The sequence below is a fragment of the Mucilaginibacter gossypii genome (assembly GCF_017569325.2).
Lineage (GTDB): Bacteria > Bacteroidota > Bacteroidia > Sphingobacteriales > Sphingobacteriaceae > Mucilaginibacter > Mucilaginibacter gossypii.
Genome location: NZ_CP071878.2, coordinates 2314256 through 2340517, shown reverse-complemented (window position 1 = coordinate 2340517; position 26262 = coordinate 2314256). Strand labels below are relative to the sequence as shown.

Sequence of the window (26262 nt, the reverse complement as noted above, 5' to 3'; positions counted from 1 at the left end):
ACACAAAAGTGTCACGCCAAATATAATATTGTTACGCGGCAGTTTCGTGTTTTTTATGAGCCTCTTCCATTTCCTTATATTCCCGTTGCAGCACACGCGCAGTTTGGGTACTACCGTCATGGCTCCAGCCCGGTGGATTTAGGAAATAGCCGATTTTTGATTTAAGATCGGGGGCATTTTTTACATCATGCAGCAGGGCTTTCCATTCATGGAACAAAACGTTTACTGGTCCCATATCTTCCGGTTGTTTGGTCAGGCCATATTTAACAGGCTCGGGCAAATCTTCATCACGGAAAGTGCCGAATAGCCTATCCCAGATGATAAGCACCATTCCCATATTTTTGTCAAGATAAGGGATGTTTGAAGCATGGTGAACCCGGTGATGCGCGGGCGTTACAAAAATCCACCCATACCATTTTGGCAAGGGAATTTTGTACTGCGTATGCACCAGATTGCCATAAAGCTGGGTAATAAGGTATGCGTACAGGATATCTAAAGCGGTAAAGCCCATTAAAGCAAGCGGGAGGTAAAAGAATACCCGGTAAAGCGGTTCAAATACTGTTGACCGAAAGCCCGTGGTGAAGTTAAAATGCTCGGACGAATGATGGGTAACATGCATTGCCCAAAAAATACGACAGTAATGCCCCGTATAATGCAGTACCCAGTATAAAAAGTCCTGTACAACAACCAACACAAACCAGTACAAAAAAACATTCTGAATTTGAAAAAGCCTGTAATGCTGGTAGGTATAATCAAGTATAAAAAAGGTAAATACCTTAACGCAGAGATTAGTAATAACAGCCAGCGAAGTAAGATAAATATTGGTTAGTGTATCACGGGTTTCATAGTACTTGCGATCTTCCCAATAGCTCAGAGCCATTTCAACAAGTGTTAAAACAACTAATAAGCCCATTAAAACAAGGGCTGCCTGATTTCGCGGATCCAAATGTTGCAGCATGTTACAGGTTAATGTAATATCTCAAACTTTCACAAAGTTCGTCGGCAGTACACACATTATCAATACTAAACTCACCTATATGTGTTAACAGGGTGCAATTAATTTCGTCTCCAACGTTCTTTTTGTCCTTTTTCATGTTCAGTAACAACTCATCAAAACTGTTTTCGTCGATGGTATATCTCGGATAAAGATCGGTTAATACTGTTACAATTTCATGAAGTTCGCCTGAAGACAATCCCGCTTTTTTGTGGGCGAGGTATGATTCGCAGATCATGCCGATAGCTACTGCTTCACCGTGCGAAAGGCTGTCTTCGTCATGTAATAGAGAGTATGTTTCAACCGCATGCCCGATAGTGTGCCCAAAGTTTAACGCCTTGCGGATGCCTTTCTCGTGCGGGTCCTCAATAGTGATTTTATTCTTGATTTCTACGGAGCGGTGAACAAGTTCAACCGAAGGATTTTTCAGGTCGCTGTTTTTAAGTTGATTCCAATAACTGGCATCAACAATTAAACCATGTTTCAGCATTTCGGCCAAACCCGAAAGGATCTGGCGAGGCGGAAGGCTTTGTAAAAACTCGTGCGCTATAAACACAGCTTTAGGCATAGTAAATGTCCCGATAATATTTTTTATGCCGTCAACATCGATACCTGTTTTGCCGCCCACAGAGGCATCAACCTGTGAAAGGAGGGTAGTTGGCACCTGTACAAAATCTATCCCTCTTTTATAGGTAGAAGCGGCAAAGCCTCCCATGTCTGTAATAACACCGCCACCTAAGTTAATCATGAGGCTTTTACGATCGGCACCAAAGTCAATCAGCATTTTCCAAACGCCCAAACAAAAATCAATGTTTTTGCTTTCCTCGCCCGATGAAACCTCGATCAGGTCGTAATTATTAAAATCTGTAAGTTTGCTGGTAAGTAAGGGCAGGCAGTGTTCGCCTGTATTTTCGTCGGTTAAAATAAAGAATTTTGAATAGTTGCCTTTTTTAACAAAATCAACTAATTCATCAAGGCTATTATCAAAATAAACCGAGTAATTATCGCTTAAAATAGTGTTCATTATTATATGACTATAATTTTATTTCCGTCGAACTCAACTGCGTCACCTCTTTTTACTTTGAGGCGTTTTCTGTAGTCAACTACGCCGTTGTACTTCACGAGGCCTTCAGTTACAACTATTTGCGCCTCGCCGCCGGTTTGCACTAAGTTCGCAGCCTTGAGTAGCTGGATCATGGGGATAAAGTCCCCTTCTAACTTAAATTCGATCATGGGATGGCAAAAATAAACTATTCATGCAATTATGAGTTATCATTTTATAATTTTGCAGATGACCTCTTTTGAAACTAACAATAATCAAGGACGAAATACGCCCTCGTTCGAAAATACAGAAATAGCTTTTCGCCATTCATCCAATACCGATCTTAACCGGGCCTACTGGCTGTTCAGGATGATCAATGTTAACTTTTTGGTAAAGATAGGCCCGCCAGTTACCAATTTTGCCATGAAGATTGGTTTGCCGATAAAGAATATTATCAAAGCTACCATATTTAAACATTTTTGCGGCGGTGAAACCATTGCCGAATGTGATAATACCATTACAAATCTTTACAGCGGCAGGGTAGGTACTATCTTGGATTATTCAGTAGAGGGAGAGGATGAAGAAACCGTATTTGATAATACCCGCGATGAGATTATCCGAACCATTGAGCGTGCAGCGAAAGATAAAGCCATCCCCCTTACCGTATTTAAAGTAACTGGTGTAGGCCGCTTTGGCCTGCTTGAAAAATTGGATGCCCGTCTTAAATTAACCGATACTGAAGAAGATGAGTGGAGAAGGGTACAAAACCGCGTGCTGGCCATTTGTGATAAAGCGTTCAAAAACAACGTACCTGTAATGATAGATGCCGAAGAAAGCTGGATCCAGGATACCATTGATCTTTTGGCGCTTACCATGATGACTCAGTTTAACAAGCAAAGGCCGATAGTTTATAATACCTATCAAATGTACAGGCATGATAAACTGGCTTCGATGTTAAATGATCATGCCATTGCTCAAAGCGAAGGCTTTATATTGGGAGCAAAAATAGTACGCGGTGCTTACATGGAAAAAGAACGTAAACGTGCTGAAGAAAAGGGCTACCCATCGCCAATTCAGCCCGATAAAAAATCTGCTGATCTTGATTATGATTCGGCGCTTGATTATTGTACCAGTCATATCAATGAAATAGCTTTTATTGCAGGTACACACAATGAAGAAAGCTGCCGTTTGCTGGCCGAATTACTGGACAATAAAGGTATTGATCATAAACATCCACATGTTTATTTTTCGCAATTGCTTGGCATGAGCGATAACTTGAGCTTTAACCTCGCCCATGCCGATTATAATGTGGCTAAATATGTGCCTTATGGACCGGTAAAGGCTGTACTGCCATATTTATTTCGCCGTGCACAGGAAAATACGGCTATAGCCGGGCAAATGAGCCGCGAGTTAAGTTTAATAACAAAAGAAAGAAAGCGCCGAAGCGCTAACTTATAAAACTACCATACAAAGAGGGCATTTATTAAATTAATTGCTCTCTTTTTGCAAAGGACTGTATGGTATCTGGAGCTGTCATTAGAAAGGTTTGGATACCCAACTTTTTTGCGGCCTCCAAATGCTGCGGACTATCGTCAATAAATAAGGTTTCTTCGGATATTAAATTATTTTCCTTAAGTACCTGTTCAAAAATGGCAGGCTCTGGCTTGCGTTTGCCTGTAAGGTGCGAGTAATATGTTTTTTCGAACAGGTGATCGTTTCCGTCAAAACCGAAATCGGTTTTAAGATAGTTCATGATATAATCGTAATGGATAGCGTTAATATTACTAAGCAAAAAAGTACGGTATTTGTCTTTCAGCTTTAACAGTAATTCGTGATTTCCTTCGGCAATTCCGACCAGGATACTGTTCCATGCGGCATCAATCTGATCATCCGTAAGGGATAGGTTGTTTGTTTTTTCCCTTACGTAATCCCTGAATTGTGCTGCAGTAACCTCGCCACGATCAAATTTATCAAAAATTTCATCCTGAGTTTTGTGGCCAAAAAACGCTTCGGGGTTACTTATACCTAATTGATTCCATGATTGTTGAACCCGGAGAAAGTCGATACTGAAAATAACGTTACCATAATCAAAGATGATATTTTTAATATTTTCCATAAAAAGAGTTTGAGATATGGCCGCAAATATGTAAAATTGCACCCGCAAACAAAAACAAAATAACCGCGCCTATAGCTCAGTCGGTTAGAGTAGAAGACTCATAATCTTTTGGTCCCTGGTTCGAGCCCAGGTGGGCGCACTTAAGAAGTCAAAAACGGCCTTAGCTGTATCGCAAAGGCCGTTTTTATGCTTCGCAAAAAATTCCCAAAACAGTTATACTCGTCAAATCAGCGAATCGCTTTTAGTTTTTCGCCCAAATTTTCGCACACTATATTTTTTGCTTCGCAATTATGAAAAGGCCTAAAGCTGCATTGTCGTGGTACATTGCTATTGATAGTAAGGTTAATCCAAAGGGATTATCGAAAATTTATTTCCGAATACACCAGGCACGGGTTAAGCGGGATGTTTATACCGGCGTGAAGTGGCCGAAGGAGTTTTTTAACCCGCAAACGCAATTATTACTACCCCGGTTCGTAGATGATCCGGACGTTTTGCCTTATAACTTACAGATCGGGGAGTTTAAAACGCGTGCGCACCGGCTACAATTGAGCGGATATCTTGATAAAACGGATATCAGCATCGATGAAGTAATTGACGAGTTTAACAAACTTTATATTTCTGAAGACTTTTTTGCTTTTATGCTCGGGCAGGCCAATGAGCTGTACAACCAGGATACGATTCAACGGCCGACCTGGATGAGGCATAAGGCCAGCTTATCGATTTTACAAACTTATGTCAAGGCATTCACCCTGCCAATTGGCCGGATAAACCTTGATTTTATCGAAAAATTCGACGCGTGGGCTCGAAAAAAACACAAAGCAGCACACAACACGGTTTGCGGATACCATAAAGACATTAAAAAATACCTTTCGATAGCCGTTCGTAAATGTCTGATCAGTAAAAATCCTTATGAAGATTTTTCTTTCGCCTACGTTGACGGCGACCGGCAAGCCCTCAACCAGGATGAAATCAACGCATTACTTAAAGTATTCAAGCACCCGAATTTAGAAGCAAACGACCATGAAATATTGCGCAGGTTTTTGTTTAGTTGCTTTACCGGGCTTCGGATATCGGACACTTCACTGGTTCACAGCAATATGATTCAGGGGAATGTATTGGTTTTTATCCCTTACAAGGGCAGGGGCAAAGGCAAACGCTTAAGGTTGCCGCTTCAAAATATCGCCTTACAACTGATAGAAGGCAGGAGGGGGCTTTTATTTGCCGATTTTAGCCATAGTTACATCAATGAGCGGCTTAAGATCATTGGCGCATACGCCGGTATTTATAAACGCCTAACTTATCATTGTGCCCGGGATACGTTCGGTACCCAGGCGGTTGAAATGGGAATTCATATCAAGCTAATCAGCGACATGATGGGGCATAGCAGCCTCAAAACAACCAGTATTTACTTAAAAATGAGTGACGCTGAAAAAGCCCGGGCAATGGGTAAATTCGACGATAGGTTTCAATTATAAAACAAAAGCCGGGCAGTGAGCCGGCTTTTTATTTTTTCACTCCAACACTCCAATTTAGCTAAAATGTGTGTTTTTGGCCAAATTAAGCGGTTGAACAAATTGGAGTTGTTGGAACTATAGAAATTCGACATGCTTATGCATTCCCATTTTAAAAAAGCACATAGCGCATAACTTAGCATCATGTAACGCATCATGGCGCTCAAATTCAGGCGCTTTGCCTTTCTCAAAAAAGCAATGTTCAACCATCTCTATTAAATTGGGGTTTTTCAGCCGGCGTCCATCGTTCATGAAGACTAATACATCGTCCTTACTTCCCTCCATCGTACAGTACTTTGCATATTTAGGCAATTTGATCTTTTGCCGTTTAGCCTCAAGTTGTAGTATGAAATTATCAAATTTTATGTTGTGTGATACAAGGCAGGTGTTTTCACGGAGGTATTTGTTTAAAAACTCAAAAAATTCTGCAATTGGGCGGCCCTCATTAAAACTTTTGGCTTTTGTTATCCCGTGTGCCTTCAGCGCAGCCGGGTGTATCCTGGCATCAGGCGGCAAACTGATTATACTTGAATAATTATCAATTAGTTCACATGCTTCATTAAAAACTAATGCAGCTGCTTGTACAGGATAAGGGTATAAATGAATGCTTTGAAGTGTTGGTAAACGGTAGTCAATAGGGAGGTCGGTTGTTTCAAAGTCGATAATGATATACTTTGCAACAAAATCAGTTTGAGCCTTAACAAATGGCGATCTGAGTTTTTCAGGAAATTCTTCTATAGCCCGTTGCTGCCTCTGCCTCTTTTCCTCCTGGTCTGCATTGTATTTTTTGCGGTATGCTTCGTCGCTGTAATATATTGTATTTGTTGATTTAGGGGTGCTTCCCGATTTGATCGAAAAAACAGCAATAATGACGAAAAGTGAAATAATAACGAGCAATGTCATGTGATTTAGTATTGGTTCCGTTAAACATCGCAAAAAAAAGCGATATGATCAAACTCGTCTGCAGCACCAACGAAAAAAGCGATACGTACCGGTACGCATCGCTTTTTTTGTTGGTGCAAGATCTGTTAAGCGGCGGCAGCGCTCCTGTCTTCGTCAACACGGTTGGCTTCATTGTCCCAGGCACGGCGGGAAATAACAACCGGTTTTTTATTGAAGTATGTTTGCATTTGTTGAAACGCTTCCAGGCGCGCTAAGCGTTCGTAAACCTCAATATCTGTCTCCTTTGGCGTTGATCCGGCCGGGGTTGATGATCTCGGCAGATCAATTATACCACCATTGGCAAAAGTTGCACTTGCCGGGCGCGTGCTTAATTCGGTGTTTACTTTAACCGGCGCACCGTTGCGGTACTGGCTATTATAAAGCAGCTCGTTGATCAGCATACGGTTATTAGCATACGTATCTTTACTTAGAACCATCAATGGCTCACCACCTTCAACATTTGCAATTTTGCGCCCGGTTTGTGTATCAATCATATCTACACCTCCGTTTGCGTGTGATGGGCCGTCGATAATACCGCCCTTTGCAAACTCAGGGGCTTTTTCGCTTTCGATGGTGATGATCTGCGCGGCGGCAGCTACGCCGGCCGCTGCTGCCAGGTAAAAGTTAGGCAATGCTTTAACAACCGCTAACGCGCCGTTAATAATAGCCTGGCTTAAAGCTGCCTGTTTATCGGCTTCCCATGCTTTGCGTTTTATTTCAGCTTCCTGTTTTGCGTATTTCTCCTGTATGGCGGTACGCTGGGCGGCTGTTAAGCTGTCATTATTCAGTTCGGCGTCGCGCTTACGGTCGAGGGCGCTTAATTCGGCATCCGTTTCAGCCTGCCTGCGGTTTTTTCCAATTTCAAATATTGAATTGGATATGTTTTGAGCCGCGTCGATGGCGAATTGTTTTTCCTCTTTGGCCTTTTCCTTGGCCTTTTTCTCATCATCGCCGCCGTTTACTACATCAATTGCCTTTTTCTTGTTGGCCAGTATCGCATTCTTTGCATCCTGGTACTCCTGGGTAGCCTCAAGCTCTGCGCCGTATTGCTTTTTTAATTCATCGAGCTGCTTATCATATTGCTGGTTGATTTTTTCGAGCTCAACTTTCTTTTTGTCCTCGTCGGTTGTAGCACCCTCGTCTTTAATCCGCTTAATTTCGTCCTGTAGCTTTTTTTCCAGGCGGATTCGTGCATCCGCCAGTGCAGCCACACGCTCGTAATAAATGCGGTTTTGCGCATCCTGGTTATCACCGGCATCTTTTGACAGTTGGTCAAATTGGCCGTTGATAGTATCAACTTCTTTTTGATAGTCGTTTTTGAGGTTAACACCCGCATGGTCGCGTAATTGCTCGATTTTATCTTCAAGTTCCTGCGCCTGCCGTTCTTTAATTTGTGCTACCGCGGCATCCCGGGATACGCCTAACTGCCTTAGTTCCTCTTCGTGCTTTTTAACCTCATCGTCGTTAGCATATTTATTGGCTTTGTATTTTTCGAGCGCCGTTTGCTGGGTGGTGATTAGCGCATTAAACTTGTTTTCGGTCGCCTTAATCTCTTTATCATTTTTATCAAGGGTATCGGCAAACACTTCGGCATTAAACTGGATAATTTTTTCGGTAAACTCCTTAGACATCGCTTCAGCTTCAGACTGAGCCTTTCTCTTGGCTTCAGCAGCTTTTATTCGCGCATCTCTTTCGGCATCAGTTTCGCCTCCAACCGGGTTTGAAGGCGGTTTATTGCCTCCGTCGGGGGTTGCGCCGTTAAATTTTTCATCTATTCCAAGTTCTTTTATCAGTTGAGCCCTGGCCTTTAACATCGCGTTTCCTTTGTTTTCTGCATTCTGAGCAAATTCCAAAAGCGCTTTATATTCGTTCAAAGCCCTTCCTGCTGAAAATGCCGGATCAAAAATACCGCCGGTTGTACGGTGCGCGGCATTCATTGTCTTTTCGTATTGGTTGAGCACGGCGCTTAACTTTTCGTAGGTAGTTCCGTCGGTTGGTACCTCAAGCTCAGGCAACTTGTCATGCAACTTTGCAAGTTCCTGCCTCATGGTTCTTTCCGCCTCGAGGCGCTTCATTTTTAAATCGGCAGTGGTTTGGTTCTGACTTTCAATTTCCTGGTCTTTTTTTGCCAGGATAATACGGTTAATGTAAACATCGTTGAGCTTTTCGCCGATCTCAACCATTTTTTCATTAGATGTTTTTTCCGAATCGAGGTCTTTCAAATAATCAGGATACATATCCTTTAATTTGTTGATCAGCTTTACCCGCTCGTCCTGTTTCGTGTTAGCATCGGTGATCTGCAAAACCAGTTCATTCATTTTAAGGCGCTCATCTTCCAGCGTATCGGACAGTTTGCTGCTCACTACATCTTCTACAAAGCCCAGAAACGGATTTAATACGGATGCCCAAAGTGTTTTGCCTTTAACAATCCACTGGCCAATGACTTCCTGAATGTTGCCCAGGCGGGTTTCAAAGCGTTGAAGACTTCCTGTATCCGTTTCTGCTAAGGTTCGGCCTAAATCGCCATAGCGTTTATTGAGGGCATCGATAAATATTTGCTGCCCAGCCATCACCTCATTGTTTTTGCGGTGCGCTTCGATTTGCTTATACTCTTCCTCTGTCAGTGTAACGTCCATAGCTTTGGCCGTTTTCTTGATTTTAGTTAGGTCATCAAGGCCCTTACCCAACGTTTCGGCAGCTGCCTGGATACTCTCCATTGTAACCTTACCGTTATTCATGGCAACTGCGTAATCAACAATGGCCGGTATCGACTGCTCGTATATTTTGCCGCGTACATTGGTAAACGTAAGCAACATATCTTCGCCCTTTGCGATAACGTCATCATCAACCCCGGTCAAGTCCATTTCGGCCTTTTGCAGGTCCTGAAGCTTTTTGATGTTTTCGCCGGCTGCGTTACCCGTTTGTCTCAGCTTGTTTTGCAGGGCTGTTTGTGTTAGATCTGCCTCCTTAAAGGCTTCTTCAGAACCTGAAATAACGCTTTTGAACCCCTCAATAACTGACCCTACGGCTTTATATATAAGCGTACCGGCGGTGATATTCCCAGCCATTTCCGATATTTCGCTAAACCCTTTTTTGAAGTCAGCAAAGAACCCTTTTTGTTTTTCATCTTGATCTTCAATGGCGTTGGTAGTTGTCATGATCTCGTTGCGCCTTGCCCGCTGTGCAGCCGTCAAAGCTTGTTCCTGTCTGATCAGTTCCTGGTAACGCGCAGGATCTTCTTCCTGGTTCATACGCGCGCGGGCAGCGCGCACGGCGTTGAGCGCGGTGGTGATATCCCGGAGCGATGTTTTTGATTGTTCGCCGTTAATGACCAGGGTAACGGTACTGGTAGTGTCTAATCTGTTGCTCATTATATTGACATTGAGATATCGCCGGCAAGGGCTTCAGTGATTTGCCCGGGTACCTGCTGGTTAAAAATTTGGAGATAGAGTTCTTTAAAGCGCATTACATCGGCATAGTAGGTTTTGCTATACCAAACCTTTTTGCGCCGGCGGTTGCGCCTGAGCGTGCCGTCATCATTGCGCGCGGCCGAAAACGCGCCGGTGCCGGCTAAGCCTATCGGCACACCACGCCCTACCCCCATATCAATGAAGCGGCCGTACTGCAAAAAGCGGGTGATCACCTTTTCGGCATCGCCGCCGGCTGCGATGACGGCCGCGTGAATACTCATCCACAAAGGGCCGTCGAGCTTGCCGATATTGTACTTATCGAGCGCGTTGTGCAGCCGGTCAGTGAGTATCTCGGCCCATTTCAGGGCAAATTGCTCGGTGTTGAGGGTGACATTTATAGGGTACTGCTGATCCATGACTTAAAAAATGATATGGTAATCGGCGCTATCCAGTAAGGCATAGGCCCAATCGGCAGATGATCCGGGCTGATTGGTGCTTTCGAGCACGCTCGTGAGCGGTACTACATATGTGCCGGAAACCTCGAACGGGAAAATGGTATCTGTTACAATACCGTCAGGTTCGCGGCTTACACGGCGCTGCCTGATACGGATATTTAGCCTGGTTACATCTTTAGGTATGGTACCTGCCGAATCGGAAAAGAAGGCTACGCCCACATCCTGGGTAAAGTACAGGTACGCCGGCGGCGGTACGGTATGATCAACCGTTTGGAAGTTAGTGCCGCCGAGGCGGGCGTAAACCGTACCGTTATCAAACGGCGGTTCTTCGGGCTCAACGGGCGAAAGGCCGTCAATTTGCCGGGTATTGTTCGGCGTAATGAGCGGATATAGCGTTATAGCTGCAAAATTTTCGGGCTTATCGCTCAGATCTGCTGTAAACTGATCTAAAAAGCAGTTCACGACAGGCCCGTTAAAATCCTTTACCAGGATACGGCAGTCGGCACCAATATTAAACAGTTGCCGGCGGCTGAGCAGGAACGTCATTTCGAACGGCCGGCTGTTGTACATGAAGGTGAAATAATTGCGCACCTCAAGTAAACTGTCGGCGCTGCCATCCAGCCCCAGCGTGTAATCGCTGATGATGTTGCCGGTCAAGCCAATGTTATCGGCACTACCGTATGGATATAGGTAACCGCCCTCGTTGGCTTTCATGCCATGGTAGTACAGTAGCCGCAATTTAAAGGCATTACGATCCGCATAGTCCTGCGATGCCAGCTGATTAAGCGGCGCTCCGGCCGTTACCGGCTGTTTCATATACGGGATACGCCATTGTGCACTCACCGGGGTTTCGATGTCCGGATGCGAAGGCGCTGCCTCTTTGATCATTTTGGTGATGACCGATTTTAGCGGGATATCCTGCAATTCGGGGTTAGCCAGGCTGGTTACACCTACGGTAAGCTTAGGCAGATTGGCCTTTTCGCTGTCGTCAAATGCTTCGTCCTTATCATCAATGGGCCTGCTGATCACGTAGCCGGCGGGGATGGTTCCGGTTTCGCGGTAGTTGATGAGCTGAGCGCCGCGCAGGTCGACTGTTTTTGCGGTTCGTTTGAGGTTGGTGATACTTTCGATAAGCACCGTTTTATTGGTCGCATCAGGGTCCATAAAAACACCTAATGAGCTGCGTACCTCTTTAAATAAGTCGGCCAGGGTGATATCGGGCATGTAAAACCAGTAATCGGCAATGATATTGTTTTGTATGGCAATGGTGCTGCCTATGGTGATGCGCTGTGAGGTTTCCTGGTTGCACCATTTGCCTATTACCTTATAACCCAAACCTTCCCAAACGCGCTTTAAAACGTATACCAGGTAAAAGAATGGAATTTGGGTTTGGCTTTTGGGCGTAAGGCCATCATCGACTACAAAGCTACCGTCGCCGGTTTCGTTCATTTCCCAACGGTTGATAATGGTTGATACCGGGAAATGGATATCAGGATAGCCGGCTTCGGCATCGCCAGTCACCTCTTTATATGCGCCGTCATTTTTGAATGGAAAAAATACAAGGGGATAAGTAGCGGCCGTGCCGGTTGTAGTTTCGGTCATGAATGCTTGCAGTGCAGCATAACTTTCAAAAGCATATAGGTTACCGGTGAATTTGAAAGCCGAGGTTAATGACGTATTCTTTAAAAATGTAGCAATAGTTCCGGCATCAAAAAACAGGGTGTATTTGATAACCCCGTTTTCGATGGTATACACGTAAGTAGCCCGCTTGTACGGCTCATCATCAAACCAAACGAGCACCTCAAATGAACGGCGACCGTTTGGCGTAAGGATGTAATGGCTGTTTTGGATGATGGCACGGTTAGGCTCAAGCGGGTGTTCGCCGGGCATGCTCAGGACACCCAGCAGCTCATCCTGGTTGTTGAACGTAGTGGTATGCCGTTCGATAGTTAAAACGGCGTCGCGCTTGTTTACGAAAAACAAGCAGGATGAAAGCTGCTGGATCCTGATCATGACGTTTATTTAAAAAGTGACCAATCAAATGACACAGTGCCGGTTATTGCAGAAGTAAATACCACGTCAAAAGTAGTAGTGGTTTTATTAGTTACGTAATATGGCGCTGCTGCTAATAAAGAAGTAGGGGTAACATTTATTTTATACGTCGTGTTAGCTTGGGTGCTTCCTATGCTTACCGTAAACGTTGTTTGGGATGTTGCAGATGTTGAGTAACTACCTGAAGGAAAATCTTCGCGTAAAGCTACACTACCACCGTAAGTAGGCATATACCAAAAAACATTTGAAGATAGCGCCCCTACATTTAGCGTGCCGTAATTAGAACTGGAATTATCATTGAATTGATACCCAAATGAATTAGTAACCCCAATACCGCCATTGAAAACAGAGGCTCCATTAAATATTTGAGAAGCTGACCATGTATTTACAGTTCCAAAAATGCTGTTTAATTTTGTCTGTAACTGTGCCCGGGTGTACCCATTAGCTTTAGTAAGTAATGTTGATACCGTATCGTTTGCAAAAGTTACTGTGTTTGCGGCTTGTGTTATCGAAATTCCCGTACCTGATTGAACCACAATAGCCTTTTCTACCATTTTGCCGCCGGATGCAAAACGCATACTATCTAATGTCGTTCCGGTGGTTCCCTGATATGAATTTGTAATTGAAAATGTTTTATTTCCAATAGCATTTACTGAAGATCTTTCAGCGAAAACAAAAGCATCGGTAGATATTTTATTACTATTATCCCCTGCCGCTTGCGTAGTAGCTGTTGTGCCATTAGGCAAAGCTGTTAAAGTGGTTATATTTTTACTCGCATCTGTTCCTAATATAGAACTTGCTGTTTGGGTTGAAAGATTAACAACCCTATTAAAGGTAACAAGTCCATTACCTATAACTACTTCGTTGGCCCCTGAATTATTGTTTAAATTAAAATAAAACGAACCCGACCCGGATTGTCTATAAAATGCAACATCCCCCGCAGCCGTACCTGTTATGTATTGATTAGCACTGGCGGCAACGCCAATTGTAAGTTCTGTAGCAGTACGGCCAATTTGAATATCTGATCGTAATGAGCTGGATCCGGATAGACTTTGAATAGCCTGAACATTATTACCCGCTTGTGTTAATAATAGGCTCCCCCTATTGGTTACGCCATTAAAGTTAATACCATCATGGCTAAGTATATTGCCCCTTGAGACAACGTCCGCCAATGACTGTACAGCATTAGACTGATCAGACGTAGTTTGTGGGACGGATGTCTGTACTTGGTAAGGTCGCATCGGGTAATCCATACCCGATAGTTTTTGTGAAATTTGAAACACGTAAAGATTTGGCGAATATGTATAAGTACCGCCGGTTGTCAAATATTTGGTATTATCATTGGCAACGATAAAATATCGAGTTTGGTTATTGCTTTGAATACCTAATATTGCCGGGTGCATTGGTGGCGATGCACCATTGTTAATCGGCGGGGCAAATGTTCCTAACCGGCCTCCGCTTCCGTCGATATTATAATAATAAATAGAGTTAGTGTTAAGCCCGGTTGACATAAAATAGGACTTCCCGCCGAATAAAACAACCTTATTGCCCTCCCGCCTTACAAGCGTATCCTCGGTAAACAAGGTTGTGGTGGTGGCAAAGTCTTTTGTCTTTACTATATTGACCTGTTCTGAAACAGTTGATGAATTTATTTTGCTCAATATTCCGTACCAATAGCCGTTTTTACGTACAAACGAAGCATCCAAAGTACCAACGCCGGGATATGGATCGTATACCTGCATGCTATCTATAAGATTAACACCCTGTAGGATATTCTGCTTAATCCCATGCCGGTACATGGTTTTTAGGTTATTAAGGCTACCGGCTATTACTGTGCTGTCAGCATAATTACCGACGAAATAACTAAAGGTATTGGTGCTGTCATTGTAAATAATCTGCGGGCTATAATCTCCGCATATCTTCGCCCCGTTTTTCCTAAATATAATACCCGAATTATCAATATGCCTGGTAGCTAAATCCATCGCAATAACACGTACCCATGAGTTATTATAAGCTAATCCCGTTGTAGCACCGAAGCCGTGAGCCGTCGAGCTGAAAAATGCTTTACCATTTGAGATATATGGCGATCCGTTAAGAGTGGTAACTAAATTATAATCCGAAGCCCCGAGACCCTTCCAGTAGCCAGCTTTTATTGATTTAATGTGGATTGTGGTAGACGTTGTATAGTCAGAATTAAGGCCTATTGCAAATCTCCAATTTTTGAACGTGGTGGTGTCATTTGAATTAATATATGATCCAACATTCATTTGACCAGCATACACGTAGTTACCATACGCATCTTTACGGTAAGCATTGATATAGTCGTTATTAAACGTAAAATAGTAAGTGTAGGAGCTCCCGTTAAAAAAAGCAGGCGTAGTGCTGTTAGTAGAGGTATTTAAAACCCCATTTATGATTGCGTAATTTTTATTATCGGTTCCAACGATATTACCGCCAAGCGTGCTGCCAATAAAATTATCAGAAGTGCTGCCATCTTTAATCATTCCATACCTTATCTCGGCACGTGTTCCTGTGCCTCTAACGTAAGCTGTATCGATAGAAACCTCAAGGCATCCGGCTCCCGCTTTAATGAAATTGCTTAGGGAGATATAAGCGACACCCGTACCATTTTTCACTACTGTTATACCGCCTTTGTAGGCAGTTACAGTTGCAGATGTGGCCGAAATATTGGTTACTTTAAACTTTGAGACATCTTTAAAATGCTCATCTCTGTTAAAGTTATGGAGTATAAGATTTGGGTTATCTTCAACATTTCCTACTAACGGTACCTTATCATAAGCGCCATCGTAAGTAATTGTTGAAGGGGAAATATTTCCTACCGGCGCAGTATATAAATTATATGGCTTCACAACATTTGCTGTATCAGCCTTGCCAGCAACTACGGCATCAACATAATCTTTACTTGCGAAAGTATTAGAATTATAAACACTGTCGAGATTAACCCCACCTTGTACAGTGAACGTGCTGTCAGAATTAATATAAATCTGCTTTTTGGTTGCCGGATTAAAAACGAGGCTCTGCGGCGTTATCTCTTTATATGGCGACCTTCCAGGTGCAATTGTATACACACCCGATGAATTGGCTACCCACACTGTTTTATTTGCAAGATCGTATATCTCATTAACCCCCGCCCCCGCAAATGACACGTTGGTAAACTTAGCGGCGGCCTGTGACTGCGATGCAAAGCCATATCTGGTTGATCCCCTAAACTTATTTAAAACAGTATCCGAAGCAAGCGGTACTACCAATGTGTACGCTAATGCTCCCTTACCGCCTGGAGCGTCAGAGAAGTTACTTGTTGAAGCATATAAAGTATCGTTACGCATTATTAACTGTAGGTCTACTGTCACGCCCGACCATCCCGCAGTAGTATTATATAAGCCCGGCATTGAACTGCCATTCGCTATAATTTTTTGATTGGTTTTTCTATAGTTATACCAAATAACAAATGATTGCGTGATATCGTCCCGGTTCCGGATTGCTGTCAATGTATATTGCTCTGGTATAGTATGGGAAGTAACATCTATCGGCCAGTTGAAATCGCCTGAACTCATGCCATAGGCTTTATTTATAACCTGTTTGCTCGTTTCTGTATATCCAGCTATTAGACCCACTCTGTCATTATCTGCATCATTAGCCGATAAGGTTGCTTTAAATGTATATGACGGAACTGCTTTAGGTGAAACAAGCCCTAAGAGGCTTCCTGAATTGTTGGTGTTGTAAAAAAAGTTTCCAGGTGTATCATAAAGCCATGAATTAGACTGCTGGGGGTTAACCAATAAGGTATCGTTTAAAGACTGGTTAGTAATATCACCGGATCGCCCACCGTGAACTATATGTTTAAATGTTGAATATATAGTGGCATTGCTTACGTAAGTTGTTTTTGCACTATCCAGCTCGGTAGCAGTAGTAACATAATTACCAAAAGTAACCGCTGGCTGTGTTTTATAGGTATTTAAATTATCGCCTGTTAATTTTAACGTCTCGCCTGATTTGCCAAATGGTAAAATGGTTTTTGCAACGCTATCAACCCTTTTGTTTGATACGGTTACTTTTTGCTGCTTATCCCATTTGTTAGTAACGCAGTTGTAAACGTATAGCGTTGTGTCTGTAGTGCGATAATATAATGCCCCGCATTTAAGGCTATCAGGCACGTAAGACGGAAAACCCGGTGTAGTGCCTTTAGGAATTGACATGTGATAACGCGACCAGGTAGAGCGGTCGGCCATTACCTGGTTGGTTGTCGTACGGTCGTACGGTGGTTTTTGCTGTGCCTGCAAAGTTGTTGCCAGGCATAAAACGAGTAAAAGGTTTAAGATATATTTCATAATTAAAAAGGGTTATGCAATTGGTTTTGGCTCGATGAATACGACCACACGATAAGGATTGAGTGTTTTCATAGGTTCAGGCGTATCTGAACCCGTTTTACTGGTTTTCGCGATTTTCTTTTTGTATAGTCCGCGATCACCTCCGTTTTTAAAACGATTGCCCTCAATTGGAGTATCATCTGGAAATGGTGGAATATCCGAAACGGATAAATATTGGTCATGCTCGTGTCCTATGAGATTTTCCGGCGCCATCGTAACGTCTTTTGCACCTCCGAACTTCGTCCAAACGGTATCAAAATCGGGGTCATCCGGGTTCCATCCCATGGCCATCATGCCTCGCATCAGTTCTACTTCCTGCCAACCGGCCGGGATTTGGGTTGCCGGCCGCATCCAAAGGATCATACCGCCGCCGCCGGCAATACTGAAGGGCTGGGCATATATCTCCAATTTGGCGATACGGGCCTCCTGATCGGCGGCAACATCTGATAAAGGCATTTTTGTGGCTGCGATCACCGATACATGATCATCATCATTTAGCGAATCGAGGACATGGATAACAAGCGTGCCTGCGGCGCCATCGTGCGTAAAGGCCGAATCCCTTAATTCGCCGCCTATTTGCGTGCAGATTACTACGGGGTTTGAAATATTGGCGAGTGCAGGGTGTGTAAACTTTACTTCGCCGGTGCTGATATCATAGCCGGTAGTGCTGTTGCGAAGCTTTACCGGTACAACAGTTGATTCGCCGTTTGTAAACGGAATAAGCCATGGCAGGTCATTAAAGGGCGTAGCTTCTTCAGGCGCCTGTGTTAACCAATCCCAATCCCCGCGTTTAAGGCCGGTTAACCCGTCATGTTCGACCATGATCAACTGCCCTTTAAAATAGATCTTGTTTTCGGCCTGAAGGTCGGACAGGGGCTTGCATATCGGGATAAGCGCGGCCTGCCGTGTTTTTGGTAATTTATAGGTCATCGTCGTCGTAGGCTAAATCATCGTCGTTATTGTCATCGTCCCAAATGGCATCATAGGTATTTGATGTCGGGATCAGGCCGCCGCTGTTGTGGGTGTCATCAGGCTGATCGGCATTGTCAGTATAGGTTACCTCATCAAAAAGCGGGTAATATTCAAAGGTACCGGCATTGAGGTTGGCACCGTCGGCCGGCTGATCCAGGCTATCGGCTTTGATGCCGATGGGGATAAGCCGGCCATCCTGATATACATACTTATCCTCGCTGGCTAAAAAATCTTTAAGCAGTTGGATCGCCCGTTTGGAGGTATACCCTGTATTAACTTTAGTACCATTGCTTAACTTGATATTCGCTTCCAATAGCCTGCCGCTGTTTGCCGCCTGGATATTGTTGGCGTTTCTTTCGCCCGTATCGGCGGTACGGGATGTGGTATCCTGGCCTTTGCCCCAGCAATAAAGCGTTTGATAGCCTCCCAGGCTATTGAGGTACACGAAATAGCGCGGCCATTCGCGATAAACATCGAGGGTATAAGTGTATATCGCAGATAAATACGAGCCGGTACTGCTAACGATGCGAGCGGTATAATAAGCCGGCGTTTTGCCTGAAGGAACGGAAGCATCGAGGTTAAGGAAGTTGTACCCCACGCAAACGGCATATTTGTTATAGGCAAGCGCCGTTTTTGCGCCTAAAAGAAAAGGGACGCCCGTATTATCGGTAAAAAACAACTCGATGCGCACCCGGATATCAATATCGGCACCGGTTAGGTTGATCCAGTACAGCCATTCGGGTTGCTCTTTTTGAACTAAAACGGCCTTGCTACCCTGTTTAAGGCAAAGCGTATTGGCGTTATTACCGCCCGGGCGAAGGTAACCAGTCATGGTTTTACCGTTTTCGGTCATGATATCGAGGCCACCGAAGTTGATAAATGCCGGCGCTGTTTTGTAAACCCGCTTTATCGACGGATCAGCGCCGTAAACCTGCGCGTATTTGGCATAGTACTGCCTGAGCGTGCCCGGGCAATTGAAAAAATTATTGGCGAAAACAGGCTTGTCGGTAGTAAGGAAAGCATCCAGCGCGTTGCTGATATCGATAGTGCTGAATCCGGTAACAGGGTTTTCATCCAGCGGCACATTTGCCTCGTATGCCAGGTTAAAACCTGTACCGGCATCGTTAGCGATCCAAAGGCTCACATAATGCGCGAAACCCTCGAGCGGTAATTCGGTTACGCCCTCCGTATCGATGGTGAGCTGTATGTTTCCGACTGCGAAAGGGTTCATGTCACCATCGGGCCCGGCATCGAGCGCGGTAAAGATGAGCGCCGGGTGGGCGGCCGCAAGGTCAACGGTAACGGCATAATATTCCTGGATAAAATAGTTTCCGGCAAACCAATCGACAAGGGAAGTAACATAGTCGTTGCCGCCGTCGCCGGCAGGGAATTGCAGCCCGCTATCATCAGGCTCGGCTTTGGCGGTCATCTCGGCGGCTGCTGCTGTCCATACCAGGTTAACTACGGCGTCGGCTACAATAGCGCCGGTAAAAGAGAGCCGGTTGACAGATTTAGCGGGCGCTGCCGCCTGGTAATTGTCGGACAATGGCGCGAAAGGCAGGTAGTTTCTGCTAAACGCGATGGCTGGTAAGGATGTGGGAATGGTGATACCGGGCATGAAACGAAATTGCCCGGCCGGGGATGTCTAATAAAGGACAGCATATGCAGATCTGTTATCGCAGGAAATTGCGGTACTGCAGGCGGGGGCATCTGGTAACGCAGGATTATGCGATAGCTGCCGGCACCGGATAAAAATGCGATAGGATCCTGCACCTGGTTTCATCGCATAAAAAACCGATGTTGGCCAACACCAAAGTTTTATGCGATGCATGATCAAAAAAAGTGAAAATAAATTTTGAATACATAGTATATTATGTATATTTGATTCATCAAAGGCAATGAAGCTGATGATATTAAAACTTCTCACATCATGACAACTTACAAAACAATTACAGGCCGCGAAATCAATGTAAAAGCAAATCATTCAGCAAGAACATTTACTATCAGAACCGAATCTGGAAAATATCGCACTACAAAAATGAACAAAGAAGAGTTCAACGAAAACTTAAACAACACCGGTAATGATTGGCAAAATTTCTTAAAATTAACTAACGATTATTACCCTGCATAAAGAACCTGTGTTTTAACCGTGAGAAGTTTTCACGGGGAGATTGGCCCACTCTAACGGGCCTTTTTAATTTTCATAATCATGGCAAAAAACAACGATAAATTTAATTATGGGGTTGCAGACATTGCTCAGCAACTTATTGGTAAAGCCTGCGCAGATAGGCGTAAAGAGTTAGGATATACTCAAAAAGAAATTGCCGACAAGGCAGGTACATCTCAGCAATATATCCAGTTGTTTGAATCGGGAAAGCAAAATATTGGCTTCAGGCTGTTTATAGCGATTTTAGGTTGTTTGGATATGCATATCGATCTCATGGCGAAAGATGGTGACAATCCAGTAGGTTTCCCCCCTGTTAATAAAAACTGAGTAAAAAAGCGCTTAAGTAGCGCTTTTTTTATACCCATTTGCCGGCGGTCGGGCTTCCCTTGCCCTGCACTTTCCAGTAAAACCCTACGGAAACGCCCCAATAGTTGGTACTGATAGGGCCGATAGGATCAATTGTCGTTTCCTGCTCGGGGAAAAACACTTTGGGCGATATGGTATTATCGACGGTTATATGACCGCCCTGCAAAAACTGGTCGCTCATTTTGGCTAAAAATTCGTTGGCGATATCTTCGCACTGATCCTGCATCGCTTCAATAGTAGCACTGTCGCCGCTTTCGGTTAAACCCACAATATCGAAACGCCCGTAGATGTAGTCGATCTTGTTTCGATTTGCGCTGCGCCCTTTGGTGCTGGGGTTCTCCAACAAAAAGCAGATGTTTTTATCCAGGTTGCGGATAGCTTTATCAAATTCATCAGGGTTATAGATGTCCTTAATGTAAAAAAACGCCTTTGATTCGGGCGTGTGCGCGATATCGACGTTTGCGGTAGCGCTTTGCTCGAAATAGCCTTTATAAAACTTTCTCATTACTTGTTTGCCTCCAATTCTTTTTGCAGCTTATTGCGGGTGTTTAACCGGCTTAAAAAGTCATGCAGGTTACTGGTTTTGGTGTCGGCTAAGGTGCCGAAAATGTCGTTGGCACCGGCTTCAATAATCTTTGGCCATGGCGTTATTTCGGGCTTTTGTTGCTTTTCAGCGCCTTTTTTAGCCTTTTTACCCGGTGTAAACACCTCTTTATACTTGAGGTGCAGCGCATTTCGGCAACCTTCATAATTGAGCAGAACGGCTACTTTTACACCTATTGATACACTTTTAAAGCGTTTTGCCCGCCTTACGTAACCGAACGTGGTTAGTTTAACCCGGATATCATCATCAATGCCCCAAAACCTGCGCGGCCTGTATAAAATAGCCATCAGCGTATCAATGTACTCGTGGTTTTTAGTAAGCTGAAACTTATCATAGCAATGCTCACAAAGCCCAAATTCATAAATGGTGACATTGGCAAGGCCGTTTTTGGGGCCGTGATATTTAAACACGCCCTGCCAAATGGAAGATATAAGCCAGTTGCTGAGCAGGTTTTTACCGAAAAGAAATTTTACAGACTTAACCAGGTCATCAGCCGCGTTATCGGGAATACAAATGAATAATTTTTCCGGGATCCTGTAAAGCATTGCGGCCATTATACGCGAAGCGAGTTCAATTGTAAGCTTAGATGACAACGATGCCGCCCAAATGATTAAGTGCTTCCTGGTCATTTCTGCCCAGGAAGCGGGGGCTGTATGCGTTTCGCGATACAGGGTTGCGCCTTTGCTGCTTTTGATATGGATGTCGGCGCGGTTCATGCTGCTAATGGCTGATACTCGTTTTTATAATAATACTCGAGCACATATACGGCATCGCTCCAACTTAATTTTCCATCGGCCGCAACCTGGGCGATGAGGATAGCGAGCTGATGCAACACACCGGGTTTGATCACCGGATCAAGCTGACTGATGTACTTTATTGCCGCCTGACAGATGGCTTCGGGATCACTTAAATTAAGTGTGCCCTCAAATAATTTCAGTTCGACCAGGAATACCGGCAACGCCTGCCTGATCTTATCCTTAACCAGGTCATCGATACCGCCCGGGATAAGCGCCGTTAAGATATCAGCAAAAGGCGAATCAATGGCCGTTTTAAGGTTCTCGACTACAACAACGCCGGTATGTACAGCGCGTTTGATTTCGGCGGGCATGGCTCCGAACAGCTTTGCTATAAAGCCTACTATTTTGCCCAGGACTGATTTTAAACTCATTTTATTGTGATTTGCGTTTGAAACTTGCATAAATGCGGATGCCCAGGGTGAACACCGCAAGCGTAGCACCGGCCCAGGTGCCTACGCCCGAAACAATTTTTAAAATATGATCATCGGTAAACAGCGTTTGCACGCGTAAACCAAGCGTTGCAAAGCCGGATATAATGCCGACCAGCGGCTTTTCTTGCAGGTAATTATACATGTGCTTTAACATGGCTTTAGGGTTAGGCGGCCTGGGGTTTATCGACCGGTGTCTCGGGATATTCGTCTGTCATCGGCTTTAATGACTTTATTATAGCCTCCTTTTGCTCCATAAGTTCGGGGATCAACTCGACAGCAGCTTTCAATGGGTCGGGGCTGTTTTGAATGATCGCGATGTCCTTTACAGCAAATTGACTAATGAGAATAACGCCCAGGGCAATATCATTGAAGGTTGCTACAAAATGGTTTATCGGTACAACCGTCCCAAGGGAATTAATGATTAGCTGTAAAATGAAACAAACGATCTGCACTTTTTTGAAAAAATCAGGCGTTTCAGCGATAAACCGCTTCCAAATGGTTGAATCTTTAATCATGATATTAGGGGTTAAATTTTTCAAACTCGGCCTGTAATTGCAGGTCATAATGGTGTTTTTTATAGTCGGCACCGTTGTACCGGTAGGCGAAAGAAGCCCATTGCTGTTTTTGCAGGTAGACGGCAAGTCCCTGTGATTTGATGTACATGCAAAAGGCTTTTAACTGGTAGCTTTCGCCGCGCTTCAGGTAGTCGACCAACTCTTCAACAGATTTAAATCCGCAGCTCGAATAATTGAATCCCATCACCTGGAACGCGCCCCAGCTCGTGGCTTTCATAGCAGCATTGGAGTCAAGTATATAAGCCTGGTTAAAGCGGGTATAGCTGTCTTCGCCAAACTGACTGTACTTTTCTGTCCAGGCCGGATATGATAACGTAGGATATTGAGCCGCGAACCGGCCTTTGGTGAGCTTATGAAATACGTGGCCCTCAAACTTAAGTTTGATTTTTCCCGATTTCAAAAAACCTGATCCGCCGCTCTCTACAGCGTTTACCGCTTTGATCGCCGCAACGCTGCAACCTATTATGCCGGCCGCATCCTTATAGTCATGTTCTGTTAGCATACGAAATAAGTTGGAGAGTTAGGATCGTTTACATCGAGGTCATCACCGGTATCGGTTGGCGGGACAAAGCCAGGCAGGGAGCCGGCGTTTGCGATCAAATAATCTTCGAGGTTACGGAGTTCGGTTTGCGCCATTGACAGGGCATCGGTAACCATCGGGGCAAGCTGCGCCGGTGTGGCCGCCGTTTTCATCACTGCCACATCATATGTGCCGGTACTCGGTTGGCTTTGTACAATGATCCCTGATCCGTCGAACTGTAAGCCGATGGCCGACGCGCCGTAAGCCATAGTGTAATTTGCTAATGCCCGGTTGATATAGGGCATCAGCTTTTTTTGAGCCAGGGTAAGCGAGTTGCTGAAAATATTATCCTGAAGCGAGGCGGCAAAGGCAGCGCCCAAAACAGGGATGATAAATTTCCGCTCGGCAAAGGCCAGGGCAACACGTAGTTTGTAAAACATAAATGCCGACCCGTCCATCATGGTATAGTACCGGGTGAACTCGGCCGCGCTATTGATGAAATTGCCCTTGTTGATCAGGCGCTCATCGGAGTTGGCGTACAGCGAAAAATCAGCTTCGCCGATATTGCCTTCCAGGAAAGCGATGGCCTGCTCTAAGCCGCGGTAACCATCTTCGCGCCGGCCGAGCTCAAACTTTTCGAGCTTTTTATCGGATACCGGTTTGTTTGTCGCGGTAACGGTGACATAAAAGCCGGCATCATTGATCCTGAAGCTGCCCGAATCGGCCGATTTCCATAATGCCAAATGAATGACAGCCTTTTGCAGGTAAGGTAATAGAGCCGCTTTTTTGCCTGTAATGCCCGGAGCGTTGTAAGCGGCAACCATGTTATCGTAAAATGCCTGCCCGATCCAGTTAACCAGGATGTTTTTTTCGGCATCATCGATAAATGACTTCAGCGAATTGATGTTATAGTCCTTATCGATGTTGGAAAACATCGCTTTTACTTCGTTAATGTTGTTAACCAGGTTCATTAGCTAAGGCCCTCCGTTTTAGTTTGGTTATGCCCGTTCACCGTGTCCATGATACTATCGCGGAATTTGATGGTAAAGCCAGGGTATTGGTCATAATGCCCGTTGAACTGAGCAGCGAAGTGCAGTGGATCGAGCACGATATCGCGGTAAGGGTCGATCATTGACAGACTGATATTTTGTGCAACCTGTTTGTCTGATCCCGAACCTGCCCCCATGGAGCTGCCGGTTTGCAATGAGCCGGGTAATACCGGATCGAGACCGAGCGCCCGCATCTTGTGAGATGATGCTTCCCTTGAATCTTCCAGGAACGCTCCGGCTTTGGTTTTATCATCAATAACCACGATCTCCCATCCCGGGATTTTCTCTTTTGTCACCGGATCGATACCGACCTCGTTAAGTATCGATTTGCCGGCGTTCTTTACATCGCTCAGGCTATCGTTGATTTCTTTAAGCTTTGCCTTTTTCAAACCTGCCTGGGCTTTTTCGTCCAGTCTATCCCAATTTTTGTAGACTGATGGCCAGTAAGCATTCGGGATTCGGATCAGGTATTTGATGGTCATTTGGTTTTTAAGCAAAGCCATCTTAAACTCGGGGATTTTGGCGGCGATATCAAGCCAACCGCTCACACGCAAGCCATCCCAATGGGCTACCTGGTAATAGGTAGACCCAATGGTGGGATAGTTGAGGGGATATATAAACTTCTTTTGGCTCGGATCGGACTTGACATTGTTTACGATATCGTAATCGTAAGGGTCAATAGCTGGTATTCGGGTGGTTTGAAAGGTATCCTCGAGATTAACGTAAGGCCAGTTTTTGTTATGGATCACGTTTTTTAACCGACCGTCATCGCCCATCAGCTCCCAACGGCAGTGTATGGCCTCGTTTGTGGCGATACTGTAGATGCGGGAACGATCTTTGGTTACGATCATTTCCGGGAATACGTTGAAGTAGGTAAACAGGTCGATAAAGGCCTCAAGGCAGTATTTACGGGTTTGTTTGGAGTAAAACCAGTCTGTTATAGCGCGGTCTTTAATGGCCTCGTAGATAGGATTGCCCTGGTTATCCCTGTCGATTTCGTTCAAACAAACCAATCCTTTGCCCATTGATGAGCGAACACACCAGTTGATTAGCTCTTTCATCTCGGCATCTTTAGCCAGGATATCGCGGATAGTATTGGGGAAATTGTTATCAGCGCCCCAATAGGCTACCTTAAAAGGCCCGCCCATCGAATTGATATCGGAAACCGTACCGCTGGTAGGCTTTGCGGCCGGCTCCATGTGGACAGCCACACCGACGCCGCTCATTAGCGCGACGTTGTCTTCGATCAGTAGTTCATCTGTCATATGATCACCCTTTCTCCGTTGAACCGGGTTATCAGTACATTATGGACAGTTGTAGGGCGCGGCCTGCCTGGAATGAGCATATTGCGGGTGCCGTTCATCCAGTGATTGGCATTTTTGGGGCTGTTCTTTTTGCCGAACGGGTGCCCGGCCAGGGTGACATTATCGCAGGTCATCCGCTTGCCGCCAGTTTCTTCGGTAAGGTTGCAGGTAATGAATGTGATGCTGAACGGGATGAAGTTTCCCTGCTCGTCGACCATGGCCATGATCCGGAGCACATCGCTTAAAAAGATAAATCCTTCCATGTTCCAAACATGGCCGGACAGGGCTATCTAATAAAGGACAGGGATCAGGATATAACCTTCATATTGCTGCGGTGCAGCTCCTGAAGTTGGGCGCGGATTTCTTCCAGGTTGATGCCGGATGTGCGGGGATGGATGAATTTATCAGAGGGATCATTCCCCCTCGCATTTTTTTCGGTTAGCAGATCTATGTATTCTGAACCGTTAAAAAATTTAATGCAGTGATCTTTATCCATACACAAAAATAGGGCGACAAAATGAGCTTTAAAATCACAAACAGCTCACCGAAAGCGAAAAAAAGCTAAAA

Annotated in this window: 25 protein-coding genes and 1 tRNA gene; 5 read left to right on the top strand and 21 right to left on the bottom strand. The window is 44.7% G+C overall.

The window, feature by feature from the left end:
- Positions 1–31 precede the first annotated feature (31 nt).
- From J3L18_RS09905 to J3L18_RS09895, 3 genes are read right to left on the bottom strand one after another with little or no spacing between them, the layout of a single operon-like run.
- Positions 32–958: a sterol desaturase family protein gene (locus J3L18_RS09905; protein ID WP_129568025.1), complete on the bottom strand. Its 927-nt coding sequence runs from the start codon at positions 956–958 to the stop codon at positions 32–34.
- 1 nt (position 959) lies between these two features.
- The gene (aroB, locus tag J3L18_RS09900; protein ID WP_129568024.1) at positions 960–2018 is read right to left on the bottom strand and encodes a 3-dehydroquinate synthase; all 1059 of its coding nucleotides are present in this window, start codon (positions 2016–2018) and stop codon (positions 960–962) included.
- A gap of 2 nt (positions 2019–2020) precedes the next feature.
- A complete protein-coding gene (locus J3L18_RS09895) occupies positions 2021–2227 on the bottom strand; it encodes an RNA-binding S4 domain-containing protein (RefSeq protein WP_091176598.1) in 207 nt (68 codons plus the stop codon).
- A gap of 58 nt (positions 2228–2285) precedes the next feature.
- On the opposite strand from J3L18_RS09895, the gene J3L18_RS09890 reads away from it, so the two are divergent.
- Positions 2286–3494, top strand: coding sequence for a proline dehydrogenase family protein (locus J3L18_RS09890; protein WP_129568023.1), 1209 nt, complete (start codon positions 2286–2288; stop codon positions 3492–3494).
- A gap of 25 nt (positions 3495–3519) precedes the next feature.
- Here the strand turns inward: J3L18_RS09890 and J3L18_RS09885 are convergent, their stop codons facing one another.
- Complete coding sequence (locus tag J3L18_RS09885) at positions 3520–4152, bottom strand: HAD family hydrolase (RefSeq protein WP_189549061.1); 633 nt, start codon at positions 4150–4152, stop codon at positions 3520–3522.
- A 65-nt stretch (positions 4153–4217) separates the two neighbouring features.
- Between J3L18_RS09885 and J3L18_RS09880 the strand changes: the two genes are divergently transcribed.
- Positions 4218–4291, top strand: a tRNA-Ile gene (locus J3L18_RS09880).
- 151 nt (positions 4292–4442) lie between these two features.
- The gene (locus J3L18_RS09875; protein ID WP_129568021.1) at positions 4443–5627 is read left to right on the top strand and encodes a site-specific integrase; all 1185 of its coding nucleotides are present in this window, start codon (positions 4443–4445) and stop codon (positions 5625–5627) included.
- Between the two features lie 114 nt (positions 5628–5741).
- On the opposite strand, the gene J3L18_RS09870 is transcribed toward J3L18_RS09875, so the two are convergent.
- The 7 genes from J3L18_RS09870 to J3L18_RS09840 form a co-directional block, all read right to left on the bottom strand.
- Positions 5742–6566, bottom strand: a complete 825-nt coding sequence (locus tag J3L18_RS09870) for a 3'-5' exonuclease (protein WP_129568020.1) — start codon at positions 6564–6566, stop codon at positions 5742–5744.
- Positions 6567–6691: 125 nt separating this feature from the next.
- Complete coding sequence (locus tag J3L18_RS09865; RefSeq protein WP_129568019.1) at positions 6692–9976, bottom strand: hypothetical protein; 3285 nt, start codon at positions 9974–9976, stop codon at positions 6692–6694.
- Complete coding sequence (locus tag J3L18_RS09860) at positions 9976–10431, bottom strand: hypothetical protein (RefSeq protein WP_129568018.1); 456 nt, start codon at positions 10429–10431, stop codon at positions 9976–9978. The genes J3L18_RS09865 and J3L18_RS09860 overlap by 1 nt, the downstream gene beginning before the upstream one ends.
- Positions 10432–10434: 3 nt before the next feature.
- Positions 10435–12483: a hypothetical protein gene (locus J3L18_RS09855; protein WP_129568017.1), complete on the bottom strand. Its 2049-nt coding sequence runs from the start codon at positions 12481–12483 to the stop codon at positions 10435–10437.
- A 5-nt stretch (positions 12484–12488) separates the two neighbouring features.
- Positions 12489–16871, bottom strand: coding sequence for a hypothetical protein (locus tag J3L18_RS09850; protein WP_311085921.1), 4383 nt, complete (start codon positions 16869–16871; stop codon positions 12489–12491).
- A 12-nt stretch (positions 16872–16883) separates the two neighbouring features.
- Positions 16884–17840 (bottom strand): phage baseplate protein, encoded by a 957-nt coding sequence (locus J3L18_RS09845; protein ID WP_129569939.1) that lies wholly within the window; start codon positions 17838–17840, stop codon positions 16884–16886.
- Positions 17830–19500 carry a hypothetical protein gene (locus J3L18_RS09840; RefSeq protein ID WP_129569938.1) on the bottom strand — a complete coding sequence of 557 codons (1671 nt, stop codon included), beginning with the start codon at positions 19498–19500 and terminating at the stop codon, positions 17830–17832. The genes J3L18_RS09845 and J3L18_RS09840 overlap by 11 nt, the downstream gene beginning before the upstream one ends.
- A 312-nt stretch (positions 19501–19812) precedes the next feature.
- Between J3L18_RS09840 and J3L18_RS09835 the strand changes: the two genes are divergently transcribed.
- Together J3L18_RS09835 and J3L18_RS09830 are read left to right on the top strand one after the other, a co-directional pair.
- A complete protein-coding gene (locus tag J3L18_RS09835) occupies positions 19813–20013 on the top strand; it encodes a hypothetical protein (protein ID WP_129569937.1) in 201 nt (66 codons plus the stop codon).
- 78 nt (positions 20014–20091) lie between these two features.
- Positions 20092–20376, top strand: a complete 285-nt coding sequence (locus J3L18_RS09830; protein WP_129569936.1) for a helix-turn-helix domain-containing protein — start codon at positions 20092–20094, stop codon at positions 20374–20376.
- Positions 20377–20404: 28 nt separating this feature from the next.
- Here the strand turns inward: J3L18_RS09830 and J3L18_RS09825 are convergent, their stop codons facing one another.
- Genes J3L18_RS09825 through J3L18_RS09780 form a run of 10 tightly spaced genes read right to left on the bottom strand, consistent with a single transcriptional unit; the run spans position 20405 to position 26191 of the window.
- Positions 20405–20920 carry a hypothetical protein gene (locus tag J3L18_RS09825; RefSeq protein WP_129569935.1) on the bottom strand — a complete coding sequence of 172 codons (516 nt, stop codon included), beginning with the start codon at positions 20918–20920 and terminating at the stop codon, positions 20405–20407.
- Entirely contained in the window at positions 20920–21735 is an 816-nt protein-coding gene (locus J3L18_RS09820; protein WP_129569934.1) for a hypothetical protein, read from the bottom strand. The genes J3L18_RS09825 and J3L18_RS09820 overlap by 1 nt, the downstream gene beginning before the upstream one ends.
- Positions 21732–22187 carry a hypothetical protein gene (locus J3L18_RS09815; RefSeq protein ID WP_129569933.1) on the bottom strand — a complete coding sequence of 152 codons (456 nt, stop codon included), beginning with the start codon at positions 22185–22187 and terminating at the stop codon, positions 21732–21734. Before J3L18_RS09815 ends, J3L18_RS09820 begins: the two co-directional genes overlap by 4 nt.
- Position 22188: 1 nt before the next feature.
- Positions 22189–22401: a hypothetical protein gene (locus J3L18_RS09810; protein WP_129569932.1), complete on the bottom strand. Its 213-nt coding sequence runs from the start codon at positions 22399–22401 to the stop codon at positions 22189–22191.
- Positions 22402–22411: 10 nt separating this feature from the next.
- Positions 22412–22762 (bottom strand): hypothetical protein, encoded by a 351-nt coding sequence (locus J3L18_RS09805; protein ID WP_129569931.1) that lies wholly within the window; start codon positions 22760–22762, stop codon positions 22412–22414.
- 4 nt (positions 22763–22766) lie between these two features.
- Entirely contained in the window at positions 22767–23324 is a 558-nt protein-coding gene (locus J3L18_RS09800; RefSeq protein WP_129569930.1) for an N-acetylmuramidase family protein, read from the bottom strand.
- Positions 23318–24313 (bottom strand): DUF6712 family protein, encoded by a 996-nt coding sequence (locus J3L18_RS09795; protein ID WP_129569929.1) that lies wholly within the window; start codon positions 24311–24313, stop codon positions 23318–23320. The genes J3L18_RS09800 and J3L18_RS09795 overlap by 7 nt, the downstream gene beginning before the upstream one ends.
- Positions 24313–25656, bottom strand: a complete 1344-nt coding sequence (locus J3L18_RS09790; protein ID WP_129569928.1) for a hypothetical protein — start codon at positions 25654–25656, stop codon at positions 24313–24315. The genes J3L18_RS09795 and J3L18_RS09790 overlap by 1 nt, the downstream gene beginning before the upstream one ends.
- Positions 25653–25958, bottom strand: coding sequence for a hypothetical protein (locus J3L18_RS09785; RefSeq protein ID WP_129569927.1), 306 nt, complete (start codon positions 25956–25958; stop codon positions 25653–25655). The genes J3L18_RS09790 and J3L18_RS09785 overlap by 4 nt, the downstream gene beginning before the upstream one ends.
- A gap of 44 nt (positions 25959–26002) precedes the next feature.
- Complete coding sequence (locus J3L18_RS09780; RefSeq protein ID WP_129569926.1) at positions 26003–26191, bottom strand: hypothetical protein; 189 nt, start codon at positions 26189–26191, stop codon at positions 26003–26005.
- Positions 26192–26262: the final 71 nt, after the last annotated feature.

What these genes read in the sequence shown, in the direction of transcription:
- J3L18_RS09905 (WP_129568025.1), bottom strand. Translation starts at nt 958, where the DNA reads ATGCTGCAACATTTGGATCCGCGAAATCAGGCAGCCCTTGTTTTAATG.
- aroB (WP_129568024.1), bottom strand. Translation starts at nt 2,018, where the DNA reads ATGAACACTATTTTAAGCGATAATTACTCGGTTTATTTTGATAATAGC.
- J3L18_RS09895 (WP_091176598.1), bottom strand. Translation starts at nt 2,227, where the DNA reads ATGATCGAATTTAAGTTAGAAGGGGACTTTATCCCCATGATCCAGCTA.
- J3L18_RS09890 (WP_129568023.1), top strand. Translation starts at nt 2,286, where the DNA reads ATGACCTCTTTTGAAACTAACAATAATCAAGGACGAAATACGCCCTCG.
- J3L18_RS09885 (WP_189549061.1), bottom strand. Translation starts at nt 4,152, where the DNA reads ATGGAAAATATTAAAAATATCATCTTTGATTATGGTAACGTTATTTTC.
- J3L18_RS09875 (WP_129568021.1), top strand. Translation starts at nt 4,443, where the DNA reads ATGAAAAGGCCTAAAGCTGCATTGTCGTGGTACATTGCTATTGATAGT.
- J3L18_RS09870 (WP_129568020.1), bottom strand. Translation starts at nt 6,566, where the DNA reads ATGACATTGCTCGTTATTATTTCACTTTTCGTCATTATTGCTGTTTTT.
- J3L18_RS09865 (WP_129568019.1), bottom strand. Translation starts at nt 9,976, where the DNA reads ATGAGCAACAGATTAGACACTACCAGTACCGTTACCCTGGTCATTAAC.
- J3L18_RS09860 (WP_129568018.1), bottom strand. Translation starts at nt 10,431, where the DNA reads ATGGATCAGCAGTACCCTATAAATGTCACCCTCAACACCGAGCAATTT.
- J3L18_RS09855 (WP_129568017.1), bottom strand. Translation starts at nt 12,483, where the DNA reads ATGATCAGGATCCAGCAGCTTTCATCCTGCTTGTTTTTCGTAAACAAG.
- J3L18_RS09850 (WP_311085921.1), bottom strand. Translation starts at nt 16,871, where the DNA reads ATGAAATATATCTTAAACCTTTTACTCGTTTTATGCCTGGCAACAACT.
- J3L18_RS09845 (WP_129569939.1), bottom strand. Translation starts at nt 17,840, where the DNA reads ATGACCTATAAATTACCAAAAACACGGCAGGCCGCGCTTATCCCGATA.
- J3L18_RS09840 (WP_129569938.1), bottom strand. Translation starts at nt 19,500, where the DNA reads ATGCCCGGTATCACCATTCCCACATCCTTACCAGCCATCGCGTTTAGC.
- J3L18_RS09835 (WP_129569937.1), top strand. Translation starts at nt 19,813, where the DNA reads ATGACAACTTACAAAACAATTACAGGCCGCGAAATCAATGTAAAAGCA.
- J3L18_RS09830 (WP_129569936.1), top strand. Translation starts at nt 20,092, where the DNA reads ATGGCAAAAAACAACGATAAATTTAATTATGGGGTTGCAGACATTGCT.
- J3L18_RS09825 (WP_129569935.1), bottom strand. Translation starts at nt 20,920, where the DNA reads ATGAGAAAGTTTTATAAAGGCTATTTCGAGCAAAGCGCTACCGCAAAC.
- J3L18_RS09820 (WP_129569934.1), bottom strand. Translation starts at nt 21,735, where the DNA reads ATGAACCGCGCCGACATCCATATCAAAAGCAGCAAAGGCGCAACCCTG.
- J3L18_RS09815 (WP_129569933.1), bottom strand. Translation starts at nt 22,187, where the DNA reads ATGAGTTTAAAATCAGTCCTGGGCAAAATAGTAGGCTTTATAGCAAAG.
- J3L18_RS09810 (WP_129569932.1), bottom strand. Translation starts at nt 22,401, where the DNA reads ATGTTAAAGCACATGTATAATTACCTGCAAGAAAAGCCGCTGGTCGGC.
- J3L18_RS09805 (WP_129569931.1), bottom strand. Translation starts at nt 22,762, where the DNA reads ATGATTAAAGATTCAACCATTTGGAAGCGGTTTATCGCTGAAACGCCT.
- J3L18_RS09800 (WP_129569930.1), bottom strand. Translation starts at nt 23,324, where the DNA reads ATGCTAACAGAACATGACTATAAGGATGCGGCCGGCATAATAGGTTGC.
- J3L18_RS09795 (WP_129569929.1), bottom strand. Translation starts at nt 24,313, where the DNA reads ATGAACCTGGTTAACAACATTAACGAAGTAAAAGCGATGTTTTCCAAC.
- J3L18_RS09790 (WP_129569928.1), bottom strand. Translation starts at nt 25,656, where the DNA reads ATGACAGATGAACTACTGATCGAAGACAACGTCGCGCTAATGAGCGGC.
- J3L18_RS09785 (WP_129569927.1), bottom strand. Translation starts at nt 25,958, where the DNA reads ATGGAAGGATTTATCTTTTTAAGCGATGTGCTCCGGATCATGGCCATG.
- J3L18_RS09780 (WP_129569926.1), bottom strand. Translation starts at nt 26,191, where the DNA reads ATGGATAAAGATCACTGCATTAAATTTTTTAACGGTTCAGAATACATA.